8 protein-coding genes are annotated in these 19,669 nt (G+C 44.6%); 1 reads left to right on the plus strand and 7 read right to left on the minus strand.

The features are described from left to right. The first annotated feature begins 238 nt into the window (after positions 1–238). Positions 239–976 (plus strand): NigD-like protein, encoded by a 738-nt coding sequence (locus U2P89_RS04300; protein WP_091906805.1) that lies wholly within the window; start codon positions 239–241, stop codon positions 974–976. Positions 977–1,085: 109 nt separating this feature from the next. On the opposite strand, the gene U2P89_RS04305 is transcribed toward U2P89_RS04300, so the two are convergent. The 7 genes from U2P89_RS04305 to U2P89_RS04335 all read right to left on the minus strand — a co-directional run bounded on the left by U2P89_RS04305 (position 1,086) and on the right by U2P89_RS04335 (position 19,492). Beyond that, the gene (locus U2P89_RS04305; protein ID WP_322190709.1) at positions 1,086–2,795 is read right to left on the minus strand and encodes a cellulase family glycosylhydrolase; all 1,710 of its coding nucleotides are present in this window, start codon (positions 2,793–2,795) and stop codon (positions 1,086–1,088) included. A gap of 70 nt (positions 2,796–2,865) precedes the next feature. Next, positions 2,866–4,833 carry a hypothetical protein gene (locus U2P89_RS04310; protein WP_322190710.1) on the minus strand — a complete coding sequence of 656 codons (1,968 nt, stop codon included), beginning with the start codon at positions 4,831–4,833 and terminating at the stop codon, positions 2,866–2,868. Positions 4,834–4,851: 18 nt separating this feature from the next. Next, positions 4,852–6,474: a RagB/SusD family nutrient uptake outer membrane protein gene (locus U2P89_RS04315; RefSeq protein WP_416188612.1), complete on the minus strand. Its 1,623-nt coding sequence runs from the start codon at positions 6,472–6,474 to the stop codon at positions 4,852–4,854. 29 nt (positions 6,475–6,503) lie between these two features. After that, positions 6,504–9,623 carry a TonB-dependent receptor gene (locus U2P89_RS04320; protein ID WP_322190712.1) on the minus strand — a complete coding sequence of 1,040 codons (3,120 nt, stop codon included), beginning with the start codon at positions 9,621–9,623 and terminating at the stop codon, positions 6,504–6,506. 199 nt (positions 9,624–9,822) lie between these two features. Then, the gene (locus U2P89_RS04325; RefSeq protein WP_322190713.1) at positions 9,823–12,342 is read right to left on the minus strand and encodes a glycoside hydrolase family 2 TIM barrel-domain containing protein; all 2,520 of its coding nucleotides are present in this window, start codon (positions 12,340–12,342) and stop codon (positions 9,823–9,825) included. Next, on the minus strand, positions 12,339–15,203 hold the full coding sequence (locus U2P89_RS04330) for a TIM-barrel domain-containing protein (RefSeq protein WP_322190714.1): 2,865 nt from the start codon (positions 15,201–15,203) through the stop codon (positions 12,339–12,341). Before U2P89_RS04330 ends, U2P89_RS04325 begins: the two co-directional genes overlap by 4 nt. A 125-nt stretch (positions 15,204–15,328) precedes the next feature. Then, positions 15,329–19,492, minus strand: coding sequence for a hybrid sensor histidine kinase/response regulator transcription factor (locus U2P89_RS04335; RefSeq protein WP_322190715.1), 4,164 nt, complete (start codon positions 19,490–19,492; stop codon positions 15,329–15,331). Positions 19,493–19,669: the final 177 nt, after the last annotated feature.

The raw sequence follows: 19,669 nt of genomic DNA on the forward strand, positions 1-19,669 counted from the left end.
CTCAAGTTTCACAAGTTATGTGATTACGACTAAATCATCCGTCCTTTTTAATCCTTTTAGTCGTACATATTGTTCAAATATACTTACCGAAAGTATTGTAAAGAAATAATAGCTCTAATTGGGCGAGATAACTTAAACAATGTTAAATATCGAAATTTCCCTGTTTCTTCATGCAGCGTTTTCTCTTTTTATGCATCTGTTATAATAAAGAAAAGAAAACAAAATAGAATATAGTTGCATGAAGAAATCAGTATTAAAAATCAGTATCCTTTTGATGGGGTTTTTACTGGCTATTCCCTCCTGTGACGATAATGGAAGATCATTGGGAGATATTTACATCAGTATAGCCACAGTCGTACCGGAAGGCGAAAACAACTATTCATTCTTATTGGACAATGGCAAACGCCTATGGCCTGCGGCCAGTAATATAAGATATACCCCGAAGGACAACCAGCGTGTCTTTCTTAATTATACTATTCTTTGGGACAGCCCGGGAACAACATACGATTATGACATCAAAGTAAACGATATCTGGAATATCCTTACAAAGCAACCAATTGAGTTGAATGCGGAGAACGAAGACAGCATAGGCAACGACCCGGTAAGGATCAAGGATATATGGGTAGGGGGTGATTATCTGAATGTATCGTTTTTGTTCAATTATGGTGGTGTAAAACCGCACCTGATCAACCTTGTAGAGAATACACTTTCAGAAGGATCATCACCCGACGCAATTGATCTGGAGTTCCGTCACAATGCTTATGAGAGTACACAGACAAAATTATATGAAGGTTTTGTTTGTTTCGATCTGAAACCCTTCAGGGATGATAACGCCGACTCTGTAAACCTTTCCATTAAAGTGAAAGGATGGAACGGAGAAACAACATACGACTTGGTTTACAGGTATAACCAACCGGTTGCGGAAAAAACCGCCCGGACACTTACACCTGTAATATCATCGAATGAATACTATTAAATATCGAAACCACAACTTAATTAGTTCTATTTCTTATATGACTTTTTGATTTTCCAATAGCCGGGTGGTCTCTGTGAAGAAACCACCCGGTTTGCTTGTCAAAATAAATTCACCTGTCACCGGCATTTATAATTGCCGTTATTGCATCGGAATGCACCTGTTCTCCTGTTGATCGGTTGAATAAGCCCATGGTTTTGTCCCCTGTGGGGCCATTATCCCAGTAGACCGGGATTATGCCGTTTTCTATCGCACTTTTGGTTATGTAATTCAAATAATAATTGCGGGCTTTGATATGGTTTGCATAATCCGTCGCACTGAGGGATGCTCTTAATATAACACCATACTCTCCCAGAATAACAGGGATACCCTTGTCTCCAAAATTTGTTTTCATCTTGTTAAACTGTGTATCCGTCCAGTCTTCCAGCCCCCATGTTGCAGTTCCTGCCATTCCTTTGAAATCTTTTCCCCACAGGAAAACGGTATTTGTTTCCTGTAAAGTGAATTCATAAGGATCGTAATAATGCACTTCCGCCATTATACGGTTTGGAGTAGGATCAACAGGCATTGTCATATAATCTATGGCATACTGTATATTGGTATTGTATGATTGTACAATGATGTTCCGCCATGTATTCCTACCGCCGGTAGAACGTACCGCATCTACGAATGTCTGGTTGTACGATTCCTGTACTTCTATATTCTCTGCCGAAGGAGTATTGTAATTTGCATGCACCTCGTTTGTTCCGGCAAAAAGCAGGTGTTCGCCATAGTCGCGGAAATAAACGGCAATCTGTTCCCAGAGGGCCTTTTGTTTTCTGTTTACTTCTTCCTGTTTGTCATAAGTCGGATTCTGTTCCAGCCAGCCTCCGTCCCAGTGGATATTGATGATAGCGTACATGCCGGCGTTCACACAATAGTCGACTACCTCTTTCACCCGTTCCAGCCATGAATCCTTGATTTTAAATGTATTCTGGTCCTCAATATAGGCATTCCACGCGCATGGTATGCGTATGGTATTGAATCCTGCGGCTTTGACAGCGTCTATCAATGTCTGGCTGGCTTTGGGATTACCCCACGAAGTTTCTCCGGCGACGGTCCCGTCGGTCGCCTCGAGTGTATTGCCCAGGTTCCAACCTATTCCCATTTTTGCAGCCAGTGCCGAAGCGTTATCGTCCATGCCGGTTTTGTCGGCAGCGATGGTAAGAGGGGTTGCCTCCTGAACTACGATCACCGTTTCCGACAGTTCGCCGAGAGTAAAAGTAATGGTACCTTCGCGATTGAAGATATTTCCATTAGCCGTTATGTCGAATGTCACGGAGTTGCTTGTCAACCCTTTTGTGGCGTTCCGGAGTATGATCCAGCCGGTACCGGTCGCAACGTTCACCTCTCCTGTTGCCTGCAGATCGACGGTAACGGTGCCACCAGCAGCACTTATCGCATACTCTTTTTGAGTAATTATTAGTTTTTCGCTAAAGGACTGCATTACATTGATTTGTTTTGTCAGGTTTCCGGCTGTAACGGTGAGCAGGGCGCTCCGATTGTCATCCGTCGTATTGGGCGTTGCTGCTATCATCAGTTTTATCGTACCTGTACCTGTGCCTGATGAAGGGCTCACCGTGCACCACGATTCGGAACTGGTAATCGTCCAGTTTACATTGGTCTTGATGTGCATTCCTTTCTCTGCGCCGTCGGCCGGCAGGGTAATGCTTTCGGTCGAAACCTCCAGTTCGGGTGCGGGCGTGTCGTCATCGGTCGAACAGGCATAAACTGTAGTCAATAAGTACAGGCCCAATAACAATAGTTGTACAATTTTTTTCATTTTCTTCCTGAGAATTTATTCAGATCCGGAAAACAGCCTATTATTTTCCGGACCCTTTATCTATCTGTTCTTATTCCGCCAATACGTAATGGAAGATCAAAACTTCATCATTATCATCTCCTGCGGCAACGGAAGAGGTGTAACGTCCCAACCAGAAGCCTTGCGTATCGATGTTCGATAAATTGGATCCTCCGTGAGAAACAAAGTACCAGTCGGAAGAGTTTCCCGTAGGAGATTTATCATTCACTGTTCCCAACCAGGAAGCTGCAGTCCCGGCATAATCTACTAATGGTATGCTTATATTCAATATATTATCAGCAGCATTGATGGTAACATCACCTGTCGCAGAATAATCAACTCCCTCTTTTATTTGATTCAACGTTACATTAAGCTTATCACCGTTTAGTTCGAACCTGAGGGTAGCGCTCTCGGCAACTGCTCTCACATTGGCATCCCATACCCAGCCGTTGGAAGTATAATCATCCCCGAAAGTGGAAGGACTTGTCCATCCTCCTGAAAAACCCGGAGCGCCGCCTACCCAGTCTACAAACCAGTAAACATCGGGTTTGAACGTTTTTCCTGCAAAGGCATTTTTCCATGCTTTCAACGGATCAGTAATCGTACTGCCTGCCGAGGGGATCAGGTGATAGGCCATATATTCCGGCTTTTCCGGGTCGCGGGCACCCAGCCATATCCCCGAAACATTCCCCGAGACGTCTTTCTCTATACTCATAATACGTAATTGACGGTCGGTATCAAGGTGGAAAGAAGCCCAACTGATAACCGGAAAATCGGGGACTGTTTCTTCGAATGTATAGATTCCTTTGTCGTCCAGCGAATAGTTCATTGTTAATTCCGTTCCGTCAGGCAACTTGAAAGTTGCTTCCATATCCTCGGAATTCAGCGTCAGGCTGAAATCTCCGTATACGGCCGGATCGGGGGTTCCCAACCAATCAGGATAATCTCCGGGGTTATTCCATCCGTTCATCCGTGTTCCGTCTAAGTTACACCAATCCAGCGGATTACTTTCTGATAATTTCCAAACGACGGTTTTGTTAACGGTTTGGGATACGTCGTCCATCCAGTTATCGGGAAGCGATGGTTCGGGCTCTTCTTCCTCGCCCGGAGTCCAGTTGTCGTAATATTCCTTGCTGATGAAATTATAAACCAGCAAGCACGCACCTTCACCCGACAGGACGGGATCGCGTAATACAGCCAATTGCAATGTATTTTCTGTAAGTGACATTATCTTGATATCGCCCCAATCTATAACCACCCCGTCTCGATTGATATCGTGTAAAGGCGAAGCATCTGTCATTCGCATGGTATGCTCATCCACATCAAGCATGTATGTCCCTGTCTCTGTTCCTCTGGCCGGGATCGTTTTATGTTCTACGACCACATTGGCTCCGTCTATCAGGTCGAATGTCATTGAACCGAAGTCGGCAGCATTCATCATCCAGCTATTGCCCGGCCAGTCGGCCTGCCAGCTCCAGGAGTCGCTGCCTTCAGGCAACGTAACACCGTTGGTTACGGTTTCCCAACTATCGTCCGTACCATAGAAGTACAACGGGCCTAAGAAGTAACGGCTCACACCATCGGCATCGAGGTCGAGATACCATGTTTTAGCGTTTCCTACGCCTCCCGAGAGCAATGTCCAAAGTTCGTCACTTACAAACTCGGCATAGAATTCGTCAATGGTAAAACTGGCAGACTCGCCATAGACTATTCCTCCCCGTGTTTCCACTCCGAAGGTAACTTGATATGTGCCCGGAAAAGCAATCTTCAATGTCACCTTCTGTTTTTGGCTACGCCCTTGGGGATGGCTCCACAATGGAGTATATTTGCTATCCATCAGGCTGGTCAGATAGACGATATTGGGGTTGGAGGCATCGTGTTCTATTTTGAATGCAATTCCTTCCACAAGGTCTTCGGACTTCACATCTATCGCTCCCAGATCGTAATTTTCGGGGGCGCACGATGCAAGCATCATGGCGATGCATGCAAACAATGCGAATAATTTTACTAATTTATTCATAATCAATTCGTTTTAAGATTAATTCCAACCTGCATTTTGGGTAAGTACGCCATTCGAGAGGGTTATCTGGGTGTTAGGTATCTGCATAAACCCCCTGGTCTTCTTTATATTATCGGCAGTAATCACTACCTGGTCGTCGCTTCCTCCACTGGTTACGCTTTGTGTCTGGGCAATAGCCGTTGCCGCCGTATCCAGCCCCTGGCGAAGAAGATCCCAGTAGCGGATACCTTCAAAAGCAAATTCAAAGCGGCGTTCCTCCATTATATTCGCTTGCGATACAGGTCTGACAGACAATCCTGCACGTTGGCGTACCTGGTCGTAGTACGACTGCGCGTTGGACGAGCCCAGTTCGGCAGCCATCAGCAAGACGTCGGCATAGCGGATAATCACATAATCCTGATCCTGGGAGATCTGGAAATCTTTTTCGCCCCCTGTATCGGATGTCCCGTCGGGAAGAGCGGTCGGCGTATATTTCTTCACGGAATAACCGGTATATTCGCGTTGGTCTCTCAGATCAAACGAACTTTCGATGCCCTCTCCCACGATGTCGATCAGGGAAGCGACCTTACGTTTATCGTCGTTGCTGAAGGCATTTACAAGCGCAGGATTCACCGTGCAAGCCCCCCAGCCTTTCCCGTAAGGCGACCAGTTGGTATTGCGCATGCCCATCATCACCAGCCAGCGGTTACCGTCCACATCGCCGTTGTAGTTGGAAGTATTATTGAATTTCTCGGCGAAAACGGTTTCCCTGTTGCCCATTCCGGCATACGCCGATTTGTCGAGGGTGTTGTTATCCACATCCGCCACATAGCTGGCCGCCGGCCACAATGTATGGTACTCTTCGATCAGCCCGAATTCACCGCTGCTGATCACATCCTCAAGGCCTTGCAATACCGCGGCCCTGGTAACGCCGAGGTCATCGGCGCCGTAGTATCCCGTATAGAATAAATACACACGGGCCAGAAGGGATTTAGCGGCATAGCTAGTCACACGGCCGTCATTGTTGGCGGCATCAGCTTTAGGATATGCGTTGGCAGGAATATTTCCGGCCGCAAAAACAAGATCTTCCACAATTAATTTATAGGTATCTGCGGGATCAGCTTGCGGAAGATTTTCCGTTGTCGGTTCGGTCAGTAAGGGTATGCGCTCGAACAAACGTACCATATCGAAATACATCAAGGCCCGCAGGAAACGGGTCTCCCCTTCGATACGGGGACGGGCTGCGGGATCGCTGCTGAAATCGATCCCATCCAGTTTTTGTAATAATTTGTTGCAGCGGAAAATACCGGCATAGTAATCGCTCCATGTTCCGTTGAACAGGTTATTGTCGGATGACGATTGGGAAATATCGAAACGATCCAGTGCCTGATACGCACGCCCGTCGGTATGTCCGGTTCCTCCGAAACAATTGTCGGACAGAACTTCCGAAACCACATAAAATGCAAGGTTACCATTGGATGAAGTCCGCTGGAATCCGTCGTAGCATCCCACCAGTGCCATTTCGGCATCGGCAATTGTTTTATAGAAGTTTTCCTCGTTAATTTCAGTCATTGACTCCGTATCAAGAAAGCTGTCGGTGCAGGAGAATAACCCGAGACTAACTCCTAAAATAATTAATATATTATGTGTATACTTATTCATATTCATAATCGTTTGTTGTTATTTATCAATCAGAATTTAAGATTTATACCCAATAAGAATGTTCTCGGACGGGGATAATATCCCAGATCGATACCAGAGACCCAATTTTCGGTGCCATATCCAATTTCCGGATCCATACCGTCATATTTGGTAAATGTAAACGCATTTTGCACTGATGCGTAGAGACGGCACTGGCTCAGGAATTTCCAATCCACAAGTTTTTTGAAATCATATCCTACCGTGATGTTATTGATACGCAGGAAATCTCCATCTTGCAGATAAAGATCTGAAAATTGCCAGTTTATATTTGTTTCCGTTACACGAGGTATCCTGTTGGAAGTTCCTTCTCCTGTCCAACGTTGCAGGATGGCCGTTGTATAGTTTGCCTGTTTATTGGCGTGATTGCGATACGATTGTACGATCTTATTACCCATCACTCCGTTGGCACTCAAACTAAAATCGAATCCTTTGTAATCGAACCCGACGTTCAATCCGAACGTAAAATCAGGCATGCCGTTACCCAGGTCTGTTTTATCTTCCGAATCTATTTTTCCGTCGTGGTTGAGATCTACATATTTCACATCCCCCGGTTGTACATTCGTCTGTAAAATACCATTTCCGGCATCTCTCCAAGCGGCTATATCTTCCTCACTCTGAAACAAACCGGCTGTTTTATACCCCCAGAAGTAACCGATGGCATATCCGTTCTGGGCGCGGTAAAATTCTTCGGAGTTGTCGTAAAGCATATTTATTGCACCGTGAATAATGCCGTCTTCGGTAGGAATGTTTCCTACCCTGTTCCGGTTATATGCACCATTGACGCCGATATTATAATTGAATTGCCCGATACGGTCTCTCCAGTTGAAAGCAAGCTCTACCCCTGTGTTTTTCACGTCACCTCCGTTGATGTAGGGTGCGCCCGTACCTGCGGTGGCAAGGATGGGAGCCTCTACCAGCCAGTCTTTGGTTGTTTTGATATAGAAATCGGCATTTACATCCAGCCGGTTTCTCAGGAAATAAGCATCGATCCCCACGTTGAACTGTTCCGACGTTTCCCATTTGATATTTTCATTCGACAAGCGGCTGGGATACGCACCCGGCACATTTACCTTATTTGTCCCGAAAGGATAATATGCCGCGGGATTATCGGCATTATAGCCTGTGGATGTATTGACAGGTGCGGAGTACTGGTTGTTGGCGATATCCTGGTTACCTACCTGTCCCCAGCTTGCACGCAGTTTCAGAAAATCAAGGACACCATTGTCTGCAATACCGTTCATGAATTCTTCGTTAGTAATGACCCATCCGGCCGAGAACGAAGGGAAATATCCCCAACGGTGCCCTTTGGCAAATTTGGAAGAACCATCGATGCGAAGGGTGGTGTTGAACATATATTTCTCCAGGTAATTATAACCTATACGGCCAAAGTACGACGCGCGACGGGTAACATATTCAGGGCCACCGCCCACATTACGGGTTTCCACGACATTCCCGTCACTGTCGAGATGTGCCTGTCCTGTCGTATTGTCGAGATAGGCGTGGGAGAAATCGTTGAACTGCGACAACAGGTTCCAGTTCGATGCATTCAGGTATGTACCCTGATAACGAACGGATTCCATACCGACCAGCGCATTGAACGAATGATCGTCGGCAACCTTAAAGTCATAGCCTGCTGTATTCGTCCATGTCAGGGAATGGCCTTTGCTCATACTCTGGGAGGTGGTCGTATGGTCTTCGTTGTAATTGTAGACCGAGAAACGGTATATGGGAGTATAGCTACGGTACTCGGTTGCATAATAATTGATACCGAACACGCTGCGTAATTTCAGGTTTTTGACCGGTTCCAATTCGGCATATATATCGGCCATCAGTTTTTGTCCGTCATTCTTATTGTTGGAGTTTGTCATCATCGATCCGTAGGGATTACCATCGCCATTGTACCATGGAGAATCCGTAGTGTCGTTGTAGGGGCTGCCATGCGGATTGTTATCACTGTAGACAGGCGACAGTGGAGATGTGGCAAACGCACCACGCAAGGTGTTGTTGTATTGGTTTCCCACGTTGATCCCGTTATTCATTATATAATTGAAGTTAAGATGTTGGCCGACCTTCAATATATTCTGATACAACGAATGTTCGCTATTGATGCGGAACCCGTAACGTTCGTAGTTCGAAACATCTTTTCCCCCGACAATGCCTTCCTGCGCCGTATAATTCAGCGAGATGGAGTATACTGATGTTTCCGATCCTCCATTCACGTTCAACGTATAGTTCTGGGTTTTCGCGTTATCTTTAAACATCCGCTCGATCCAGTTCGTATCGGCAAGGCCATCCATTGAATCGAAATCAATCACCGAACCGCCCGAGTTTACCGACTGCTCGTTCATGATGGTCTTGTATTGGTGTGCATTCAGCAACTTAGTAGTACGGGCCACCTGCTGTACGCCGGAATAGGCATCGAACGATACTACACCCCTGCCTTTGGCTCCCTGCCGGGTGGTGACCAATACCACGCCATTGGCTGCCTGTGCCCCGTAAATGGCCGCCGATGCGGCATCTTTCAATACATCGATAGATTGGATATCGGAGGCATTTAACACAGAAATATCGCCTTCGATCCCATCGATAATATAGAGCGGACCGGAATTGCCGATGGTTCCGAGACCGCGGATCACTACCTTCATATCCGATCCGGGTTGTCCGGATGTGGAGGAGATATTCACCCCGGGAGTCCTCCCTTGCAGCGCTTGTAAGGGACTAATCGTATTCAGCTTGGCCAGGTCATCTCCTTTTACCTGTACAGTCGCTCCGGTGGATAACTTCTTTCGCTGTACACCATAACCGATTACAATTAATTCATCGAGTACTTCGGTATCTTCCACTAAGCTTACATTTATCACTTTTTCACGTACGATCATTTCCTGGGAAATAAATCCGATGTAAGAAAAGACAAGCGTTTGTCCTGCATTTACGTTGATCGAATAGTTTCCATCAATATCGGTTACTGTACCGTTACTGGTCCCTTTCACAAAAATACTTACTCCGACCAGTGGTTCACCATCTGTTGCCGAGACCACTGTACCCGTAACGGTATTATTTTGTAAAGGTCCTGCATTTAGGGTCACCGGTTTTAACAAGATCAGTGACATCCCGATTAAAAAACAGTATAAATAACGATTATTTACACTTCGTTGACGATTCATGTTTATCATACTTGCTAAATTAATTATTTAATATTCGATGTATTATACTATTTCCACGCTCAACAGGGGTAAAACTTGTTTTGCCTCTGTGTTCGCTTAACGAAATAGTTCAATGTATTAGACTAAATCCGGTCGGTTTCCGGCTCTACTTCATTACTTCAATTTCAATCGCGTCTTTCATTAATCCATCCGATTCGGCCGTCAGATGGATCACTCCTTTCCTCTTTTCACCTTTTACAACCACCAGGCATTTTCCATAAAATGCTTTCCGTTCCGATGCTTTAAAGCGTTCCATACTTGTCGGATTGCCATTGTCCACACCGGCTATTCTACCATTCCCCGAGACGTTGAAACGGATCAGGTTCTCTGCATTAGGGCAGATAGTGCCCTCTTTGTCCAAAACTTCCACTGTAATAAAACTAAGATCTTGTCCGTCGCCCCTGATCACACGCCTGTCAGGCGTTAAACGGATCTGCGACGGTTCTCCGGCCGTTTTTATTTCTTTCGATAATACCTCTTTTCCATTTTTCCTGGAAATCACTTTTATTGTGCCGGTTTCATAAGCCAGTCGCCAAAAGACATGGTGCTTGTCGCCCTCTTTTCTTTTGATGCCCTGAGAGACGCCGTTCAAAAATAACTCCACTTCATCGGCCTTGTTGTAATAGGCCCAGACATCCACAATCTCTCCCAATTGCCAGTTCCAGTGGGGGAAAACATGCAATACCTCTTTATCGGTCCACTCCGACTGATACATGTAATAGACATCTTTCGGGAACCCCGCCAGATCCACAATGCCAAAATAAGAACTCCGTGCAGGAAACCAGAAAGGGGTCGGTTCGCCGAGATAGTCAAAACCTGTCCAGATATACATTCCACTGATGAAATCGCTGTTTTTCACGTCATTCCATGCCTGCTCGTGCGTGCAGCCCCAGGGGACGTGGCAATTATCGTAGGAGGAACAGGCGTACGACGGATCGGTAAACGGGATATCCCAACGTACCGGCCAGATATACATGGAGTCACTCGGCATCCGGTAATAACCGCGGGTCATCAGTCCCGAAGTGGTTTCCGCTGCAATGAACGGTTTTCCCGGGAAGTTCTCCGGCACGTTCTTATAGTCATATCCATGATAATTGAATCCGATCAGGTCGAGCGCTCCCGATCTGAAGAGGTGATTGGCCGGATTGGTTTCATTGTTTCCGGTTGTCACGGGTCGGGTCGGATCCAAACTTTTTACGATATCCGCCAGTTTTTTTGTCAGGAGAGCATTCACACTCATCGTCTCCCCATCTGTCCCCGCCAGTGCCGTTTCATCGCGTTTAAGGTTCAACAGGAGATTAGCCTGCTGAATATCGAGTGTATCGGCTTCGGCATGGGTCCATTGCTCAAGCACTTCGTTGCCGATACTCCACATAAATACCGAAGGATGGTTGCGGTCGCGGAGAATATGGTCAGTGAGGTCTCTTTCGTGCCATTCGTTAAAGTAGCGCGAGTAATCGTAGGTGGTTTTTTGTTTACGCCACATGTCGAACGTCTCGTTCATCACGATAAATCCCATCTGGTCGCATAACCGTAGTAGTTCCGGTGCAGGAGGATTATGCGCAGTACGAATACCGTTCACACCCATCTCCCTGAGTATCTCGAGCTGCCGTTCAATGGCCCTTGTGTTGACGGCCGCACCGAGGCAACCCAGATCGTGATGCAGGCAGACTCCTTTTATCTTCGTCGATTCACCGTTAAGGAAGAATCCTTTTTCCGCGTCGAACGTGAAATAGCGGATCCCGAGCGGGGTTACATATTCATCGGTCTGTTTGTCGTCCACGAAAATACGGGTGACTACCTCGTACAAACAGGGATTTTCAAGTGTCCATAATACCGGCTCCCGCACGGAGAGATCCTGTTCGATCTCTTTGGAAGAGCCGGCAGCCAGTGTGCCGGAGACCGAAGCCGAAGCGACCTGCTTCCCCGATCCGTCCACGATCGATGTTTCCGTTTTTACGTTCACCTCTTGCGGCATTTCGTTTTTGACGGTTGTTTTTACATTCACAACGGCATTATCTTCTGTAATCTCCGGCGTCGTTACATATACTCCCCACAGATCAACATACACCGGATCAACGCTGGTCAGCCATACATTCCTGTAAATACCGCATCCCGAATACCAACGGGAATTGGGTTGCTCACTGTTGTCCACCCGTACCGCTATGACATTTTCCGTATCAAATTTCAAATGGGGAGTGAGGTCATACCGGAACGATATGTAGCCGAACGGCCGGTGTCCGAGATGGATGCCGTTGATCCATACATCGGAATTCATATAGACACCGTCGAAGTCAATAAATACCTTTTTCCCTTCATAGGATTGATCGAGGAAAAATGATTTCCGGTACCAACCGATCCCGCCGGGCAGGGCTCCACCCCCGCTTCCGGAAGGGTGATCTTCACTGAAATCACCTTCAATCGCCCAATCGTGGGGCAGCTCCAGTTCCCTCCAACCGTTATCATCAAATGCCACACTGCCTGCTTCAGGAATATCTCCCAGGTAAAAACGCCAACCATCGTTGAAACTTTCTGTTTTGCGAGGGTTCCGGTCGACATTCCGGCAGGCATTGAATCCGGTAAAAACAACGCCGAGCAATAATAGTATGGCAATAGCGTTTTTCATTTTTCTAAAGGTATCTTTTGTGCCGCACCCGTATAAACGACTTCAATGCCTTTTGCATCGGGGTCTACGGCCTGCGGTCTGTTTTTATCGACATAGACTACATTGAACCTGCGTTCCTGCAGCATTCCTTCAAACGATCCTTCCCTGTCACCTATTACGAGCGTTTTGGTTGCATCATCGTAATTAAATCTGATGATCGCATATGCTCCTTTTTCATAGTTGTAATTCACGCCTTCGTCCTCATAAAGCGAAAAAGTTCCATTCTTACCTGCGAATACATACAATGTGATATGTTCAGGCTTTTTCTCATCGGAATACTGGATTTCAGGGCCGAACGGGATAATAGCCCCTTCTTTCACGAACAGCGGTATACGGCTATACGGTGCATCCACCCGTTGTTTTTGTCCCCCATCAATGAATTTTCCCGTATAGAAATCGTACCAACCGGTGGTGGCAGGAAAATAAACCGTCCGTCCGGTTGCCTTATATTCATACACAGGGCAAACCATCAACATATCCCCGAACATATACTGGTCGCCGATATCATTTACTTCCGGATCTTTGCCGTGATCCATGACCAATGCGCGCATGATGGTGTAATCGTTGAAATAAGTCATTCCAGCCAATGAATAGATATAGGGCATCAAACGATATCGGAGTTTATTGTAATAGACCATGGATTGATAGGCGGGATGGTCTTCTGGAGCAATATTAAACACCTCTCTGTAAGGGAATTGCCCATGAGACCTGAATAACGGGACAAAAGCTCCGAATTGCGACCAGCGGGCATTTAATTCACGCCATTCTTTCAAATCCTCATTTTCAATCCCTGTAGCATTGTAGTAATGCTGTGCCTGCTCATATCTTTTTTCCACACAAAATCCACCGATGTCCATTGTCCAGTATGGTATGCCGGATAAAGCAAAATTGAGCCCGGCCGAGATCTGCGCTTTCATGTCTTCCCAGCGGGTACCGATATCCCCGCTCCAGACCGCGGTTGAATAGCGCTGGATGCCGGTAAAACCGGAGCGTGTCAATAAAAATACACGGTCATCCGGGTTTACACTCCGTTGTCCGTCATAAATGGCTTCGGCGTTTACCAGCGAATAGGCGTTGAAGTATTTTGTGGAAGGGCCGAGGGCAGTGGGGCCGCACAGCTTCTTCCGGTAATCCATGTCGGTATTATCCTGGATGTTCGGTTCGGAAGCATCCATCCACCAGGCATCGATACCCAATGAATATAAGTTTTCTTCGAGCTGTTTCCAGAATAGTTTGCGTGCACCTTCGGCATATGCGTCATAGAATGAGCCGATATAGCCTTGTCCGATCCAATCACGGATACTGTCTTTTACTGCCTGTTGATACATCCACCCGTTTTTGTCGAATTCTTTATAATGGTCGGTATTCATATAAAATTTGGGCCATACAGAGATCATGATCCGTGCGTTCATTTCATGTATTTTGTCGACCATCCCTTTTGGATCAGGGAATCGCTCCTTATCGAACTTGTGGCTTCCCCATTCCGCTTCCGGCCAATAGCTCCAATCCTGTACGATATTATCAATGGGGATTTCTCGTTTTCTGAATTCAGCAAGGGTTTCCAGTAATTCGTCCTGGGTTTTGTAACGTTCCCGGCTTTGCCAGAACCCCATCGCCCATTTTGGCATGATCTGCGATTTTCCGGTCAGGGTCCTGTAGCCGCTGATGACGTCATCCATACTGTTCCCCGCCACAAAATAGTAATCGATGCCGTTTCCCATCTCGCTCCAAAGCGAGAGTTTATTCTGCTCTTCATCGGGAACCGGACTCAACACTTTTAAGGCAATATAGGATACCCCGCCATCGGGTTCCCATTCTATCCGTATAGGCACTCTCTCACCTTCCCGGAAGTTATATTCGAATTTATAGCTGTTCGGATTCCATGCGGTGCGCCAACGCTCTTCCACCACCGGTTCATTGTTTATATATACCTTGGTGTAACCGGCATAATGGAGGAAAAACCGGTATAATCCGCTTTCGGGAGCTTCTATTTCTCCGCTCCAGACAATGTTGGAGTGATTCAGGTCAAAATTCTCGGGGAAATTTTTCAGTAAAGGCAAAAACTGGTAATCGAGCCTGTTTTCTTTACGTACAATTGTCTTTGAAGGATCGTTTTTTTTCGAGTATACCGCTGTGAGTCCTCCTTCCGACCCGTCAGCTCCGTAAAGGCTGAACCGGTCCAGGTCTGCATAATCACGCACGTCGCCGAATTTACTCAGGGAATAATTATCCCATACTATTCCATAATTTTTATTGGAGATGACAAAAGGCACAGACACTTTGGTGTTATATTGGAACAGCGATTCGTTTTTTCCTTTATAATTAAAGTCGTCGGACTGATGCTGTCCCAGGCCGTAAAAAGCTTCGTCATCAGGTGATTCAAACAACTGATGAACAGTGTATCCTTTTGTTTTCTCTACTTCTATAGGTGTAAATGTTTTTCCTCCACCGCTGTTTTCCCGAAGAATGTATTCTCCTTTTTTATTCAGAAATGCTATTTCACCGGTAGACTTGTGGATAGTTACATCCAAGGAATCGGTGGAAAGGATGATAATATCCTCTTTCTCCTCCACGCTGAACTTATCCGACATGTTTAATCCGGATTGGATAATCAGACTTCTCTCGTTAGGGAAATTTTTTTCAGGAGTTGCCGATACATGAATAATCTTGTCATTGACCACATTTAACCGGATTGTTTTCACGCCGGAACTGTTTTCCTGATTAATACGGATAATGACTCCGTTTTGTGTCTTTTCCAAACCGGCTGTTGAGCAGGAGAGAAAAAAGAGGATACTAAATACTATACAAAAAATGCGCTCCATGTATTATAATTATTTTTTGTAAAATTAATCATAATTTACATGCCGGCATTTTCTCTATGTTAGCGGTTGCTGTTGCTTTTGATAACACAGGGGAGTGTTTTGTTTCCGTAAGGGATGTTAAATGTTTACAAAGATGTTTCGGGTTTATTATTGGGGGATAAAGATGCGTTATTTTGGTATTGGGAGGGTAAAATATCAAACTCTTCTTTGAAGTATTTACTGAAACTTTTGGGATTGTTAAAACCCACCTGATAGGCTATTTCGGAGATATTTAGCTGGCTTTCCCTTAATAATTGAGCCGCCCGTTTAAGACGGATAATGCGGATAAACTCAATGGGGCTTTTTCCGGTGACGGACATCATCTTCTTGTAAAGATGTACTCTGCTTATCCCCAGATCTTTACTTAATCTCTCAACCGAAAACTCACTGTCGTCAATATTATCCTCTACCAATTTTATGGCATTCTTAATTAATTTTTCATCCAACGGAGTGATGGTTATTTCTGCAGGTTCAATTTCTATTTGATTTTTAAATCTGTTCTGACGATAGGATCTTAACTCCAGTATTTTATTAATCCTCAGCAATAAAATATCAAAATTAAACGGTTTTGTAATATAATCGTCGGCACCTGTCTCAAGTCCCCGAAGTTCCTGTTCCTGGGCTGTATGTGCCGTGAGTAGAATGAGGGGAATATGGGATGTGCGTACGTCGTTTTTTACTTTTTCACACAGTTCGTATCCATCCATTTCGGGCATCATCACATCGCTGATAATGATGTCGGGAGAAGATTCAAGAATTTTTTCCCATGCTTCTTTTCCGTTGGATGCCTCCAGTAATGAAAATTCTTTTTTCAACGTATCTTTCATAAAATAGCGGAAATCATCGTTATCGTCCACTAAAAGGATTCGCGTTTCATTCCTTCCCGGGGCTTCGTCGTTTTCCCCGTTACTTACCACATCTCCCGGGTTCTCTATCTGTTCCTCTTTAGTTACTTCGGATTGTGAAACAATATATTTAAGCCTGTCAACCGGGAATTGAAGAATAAACATACTTCCTTTGGGTGCGTTGTCGTATACATGAATGGTTCCTTTACAAATAGAAACAAATTCTTTTACGATGTGTAATCCGATACCGCTTCCGGGAAAATCTTCGTTTTTTGTTTTTCCCTGATAAAAACGTTCAAAGATCCGCTTTTTCTCGTCGTCTTTTATCCCAATGCCAGTGTCTATTATTCTTATCTCTATTTGTTCAGGATCGGTCTCTCCGTTTTTAGGTAAAAGTTTTACCAACACATCCACAGTTCCGTTTTTTTCGGTAAATTTTATTGCATTGGAGAGAAGATTCATCATTATCTTCCTCATTTTGTCTTCATCGAATACCATTCTCAATTCATCTACCGATGAGAAAAAGGTCAACCGGATATTCTTCTTTTCCGCATATTCGGTGAAATAGGTGAAAGAATTTTTCAAAAACGAGATAATGTCTCCATAGGATAAATTCAGGGAATGTTCATTCACATCGCTTTTTCTGAAATCCAGTAACTGGTTCACCATATTCAACAGCCGTATGGCATTTTTGTGTATCAAAGAAAGCTGGTGTTTTTGATGGTCATCGGCAACGGACTTCATCATATTTTCCAACGGAGATATAATCAATGTCAGAGGTGTGCGCAATTCGTGACTGACATTGGTAAAGAAACGAAGTTTCATTTCATCCATTTCATGTTTCCGTTGTGCTTCCAGTTCTATTTGCTTCATTTTAAACTTCTGTTGTTCGTTTTTTATGATCATATACCGGGCCAATAACAGGATAGAGATCAGAAGAAAAGCATAGAAGATATAGGCACCGGCAGACAACCAGAATGGAGGTTTTATCCGGATTTGCAGTGCTGTGGATTCTTCACTCCAAAAGCCGTCACTGTTTGCGGCCTTTACCCTAAGAGTGTATTTTCCCGGAGTGAGATTGGTGTAAGTAACACTGTGGACGCCATGGTCGGTTAATAACCAATCTGTATTGAATCCTTCCAACATATAGGCATAGGTTGTTTTTTCAGGGAGCACATAATTCATAGCGGAAAATTCGACCGAAAAAACATTTTGTCCGTATTTGAAGGTGACTTCTTTTACCCGATTCAGCTCCGACGACAGGATCTTATTCCCGTTATATTCCACTCCGACCAAAACATCCTCATTGAACAGTTTCAATCCGGTAAAAAGGACTTTGGGTTGTGAAGTATTATAGCGGATATTTTCCGGATTAAATATATTGAATCCGTTGGTTCCTCCAAGCAGAATTTCTCCATCGGAAGATTTGAATACTGAACGTAAATTAAATTCGTGGCTTTGCAGGCCATCCACTTCACTGTAATTCACAAAAGAAAGATGATATTCGTCGGTTTTTGAATCGGTATGGACAATGATATTGGATACGCCGTTAGAAGTAGTGATCCACATATTATGCTGATTATCTTCAATAATTCCTGAGATTACATTATCAGTAAGTCCGTCGCTTTTATACAATTGGGTGATTTTATCCTGTTTGGGATCCCAGATATTCAACCCTTCCCGGGTTCCCACCCAAATAAGTCCGCGGCTGTCTTCATACACCTGATTCACGTTCAGATTGGTAAAGGACTGATTCCCTTTGCGGTTGCCCATTAAGATCTCTGAATGTTCGGTTTGTATATCGAAGATTGTAATTCCGATGGCTGTTCCGAGAATTAATTTATCGTTTTTACCCAAAAAAAGCGAGGATATATATTCCGAAGATAGTTGTTGTTGTGTACTGTTATTAAATGTGGTGAATTGCCTGTTATTTGGATTGAATTTTTGCAGTCCGCTTCCCAATGTCCCGATCCAGATCATTCCGGATCCGTCCTCTACAATAGCCCAGACATTATCGTTGGCAAGACTGTTCGGGTCGTTTGGATCATGGCGATAGTGAATAAACTCTTTTCCGTCGAAGCAATCCATCCCCGACAGGTAGGTGCCGATCCATAACTTTCCGTTTTTGGCAGCACACAGGCTGACGATCACGTTATCAGTCAAAGAAGAGTTCCCGGATGAATAATGGTTATAAATAGGATACGATTCGTCCCTGGTATCTAAACGGACCAATCCGCTTCCATTTGTGCCGACCCAGATACTTCCTTTGTCATCTTTAATAATGGAATTTACATCGGGTTTGAAGTTATCTACCTTTTTGAAATAATTGAGATGTTCAATGCCGAATTTGTAAATACTTTCGCTGTAGTAAGATATTCCGTTTTTATAGGTGCCGATCCAGATGATACCTGTATTGTCGGGATAAATACAATTAATGCTGTTGTGCGCAATGCTTCGTTTGTCGTAAGGCAGGTTCCGCAAATTTGTCAACGTGTTGGTTTTTTTATCGATAATATCTATTCCCCCATGGTCGGTTGCCATCCAGATCAGCCCGTTGGGATCCTGGATAATATCCTGGATCATGTCACTTGACAATAAAAATGGAGAGTCACTGTATTTTGATCCCAGATGCTTCCATTCTTTTTGCCGGGAATGGTATAACCAGGTTCCAAGCGGTATATCGGAATAGATCCATACGTCGTTGTCTGCGTCGACAAAGGCCTGATAATTATGGGCATTGCCTTTCTGTTGTTGTTGAATGTAGTTGTCTGTATAAGTGATCCGTAAACTGCTTTTGTCCATATATTGAATAAGGCCGGATTGAAAAACAAACAGATAACTCTCTTCCGCTTCTTTTATATCGGTAATAATCCCGCTGCTTAATTGTCCCGTTTGCCCGTTTTGAGGGAAGAATACCGATTTGCCTGTATCCGGCTGGTACTTGTAAAATCCGAATGAATTTGCATAACACCACAAATTTTTATCTTTATCGATAAAGATAAGATCGACCGGGTTTGTTATGCCCATTTCATTTAACAGAATCTGACTCCTTTCGAATTTTTCTTTGTCGGGATTGAACACTACGTATCCATCAGCCGTATGGATCCAAAGCTGTCCGTTTATATCTTCCTGTACATTGCTGACCCAATTATCCGGTAATGAATAGTTGTCACTCGGATTGTGAAAAAACACTTTAAATTTATATCCGTCATACCTGTTTAAGCCCGATGCGGTGGAGAACCACATAAAACCCTTACTGTCTTTAAAAATATGATTAATTTGATTATGGGAAAGTCCGTCACGAACCTCCAGTTGTTTAAAGAGAAATGAAGATTGTCCCCAAAGAGATGGGTGACACCAGAGAAAAATGGGAAAAAGTAAAATAAGACGGAATAATCTCTTCATTGGTTCAATCTTTATACCGAACAGTTTTCCTCAAATCACTGATTGTTTTCTTCACAAACATAATAAAAAATTATTTGTTCTTTATACAATTATTTAAAATTTTGATACAGACTCTGTTATTAACAATCGAGTAGGTAGGGGGATTACTCCCCCGCCCTCTCACACCACCCGGCTTGC

The organism is Proteiniphilum sp. (genome assembly GCF_034331125.1).
Taxonomy (GTDB): Bacteria; Bacteroidota; Bacteroidia; order Bacteroidales; family Dysgonomonadaceae; genus Proteiniphilum; species Proteiniphilum saccharofermentans.

Coding starts and splice junctions, on each gene's coding strand:
- U2P89_RS04300 (WP_091906805.1), top strand. CDS start 239: ATGAAGAAATCAGTATTAAAAATCAGTATCCTTTTGATGGGGTTTTTA.
- U2P89_RS04305 (WP_322190709.1), bottom strand. CDS start 2,795: ATGAAAAAAATTGTACAACTATTGTTATTGGGCCTGTACTTATTGACT.
- U2P89_RS04310 (WP_322190710.1), bottom strand. CDS start 4,833: ATGAATAAATTAGTAAAATTATTCGCATTGTTTGCATGCATCGCCATG.
- U2P89_RS04315 (WP_416188612.1), bottom strand. CDS start 6,474: ATGAATAAGTATACACATAATATATTAATTATTTTAGGAGTTAGTCTC.
- U2P89_RS04320 (WP_322190712.1), bottom strand. CDS start 9,623: ATGTCACTGATCTTGTTAAAACCGGTGACCCTAAATGCAGGACCTTTA.
- U2P89_RS04325 (WP_322190713.1), bottom strand. CDS start 12,342: ATGAAAAACGCTATTGCCATACTATTATTGCTCGGCGTTGTTTTTACC.
- U2P89_RS04330 (WP_322190714.1), bottom strand. CDS start 15,203: ATGGAGCGCATTTTTTGTATAGTATTTAGTATCCTCTTTTTTCTCTCC.
- U2P89_RS04335 (WP_322190715.1), bottom strand. CDS start 19,492: ATGAAGAGATTATTCCGTCTTATTTTACTTTTTCCCATTTTTCTCTGG.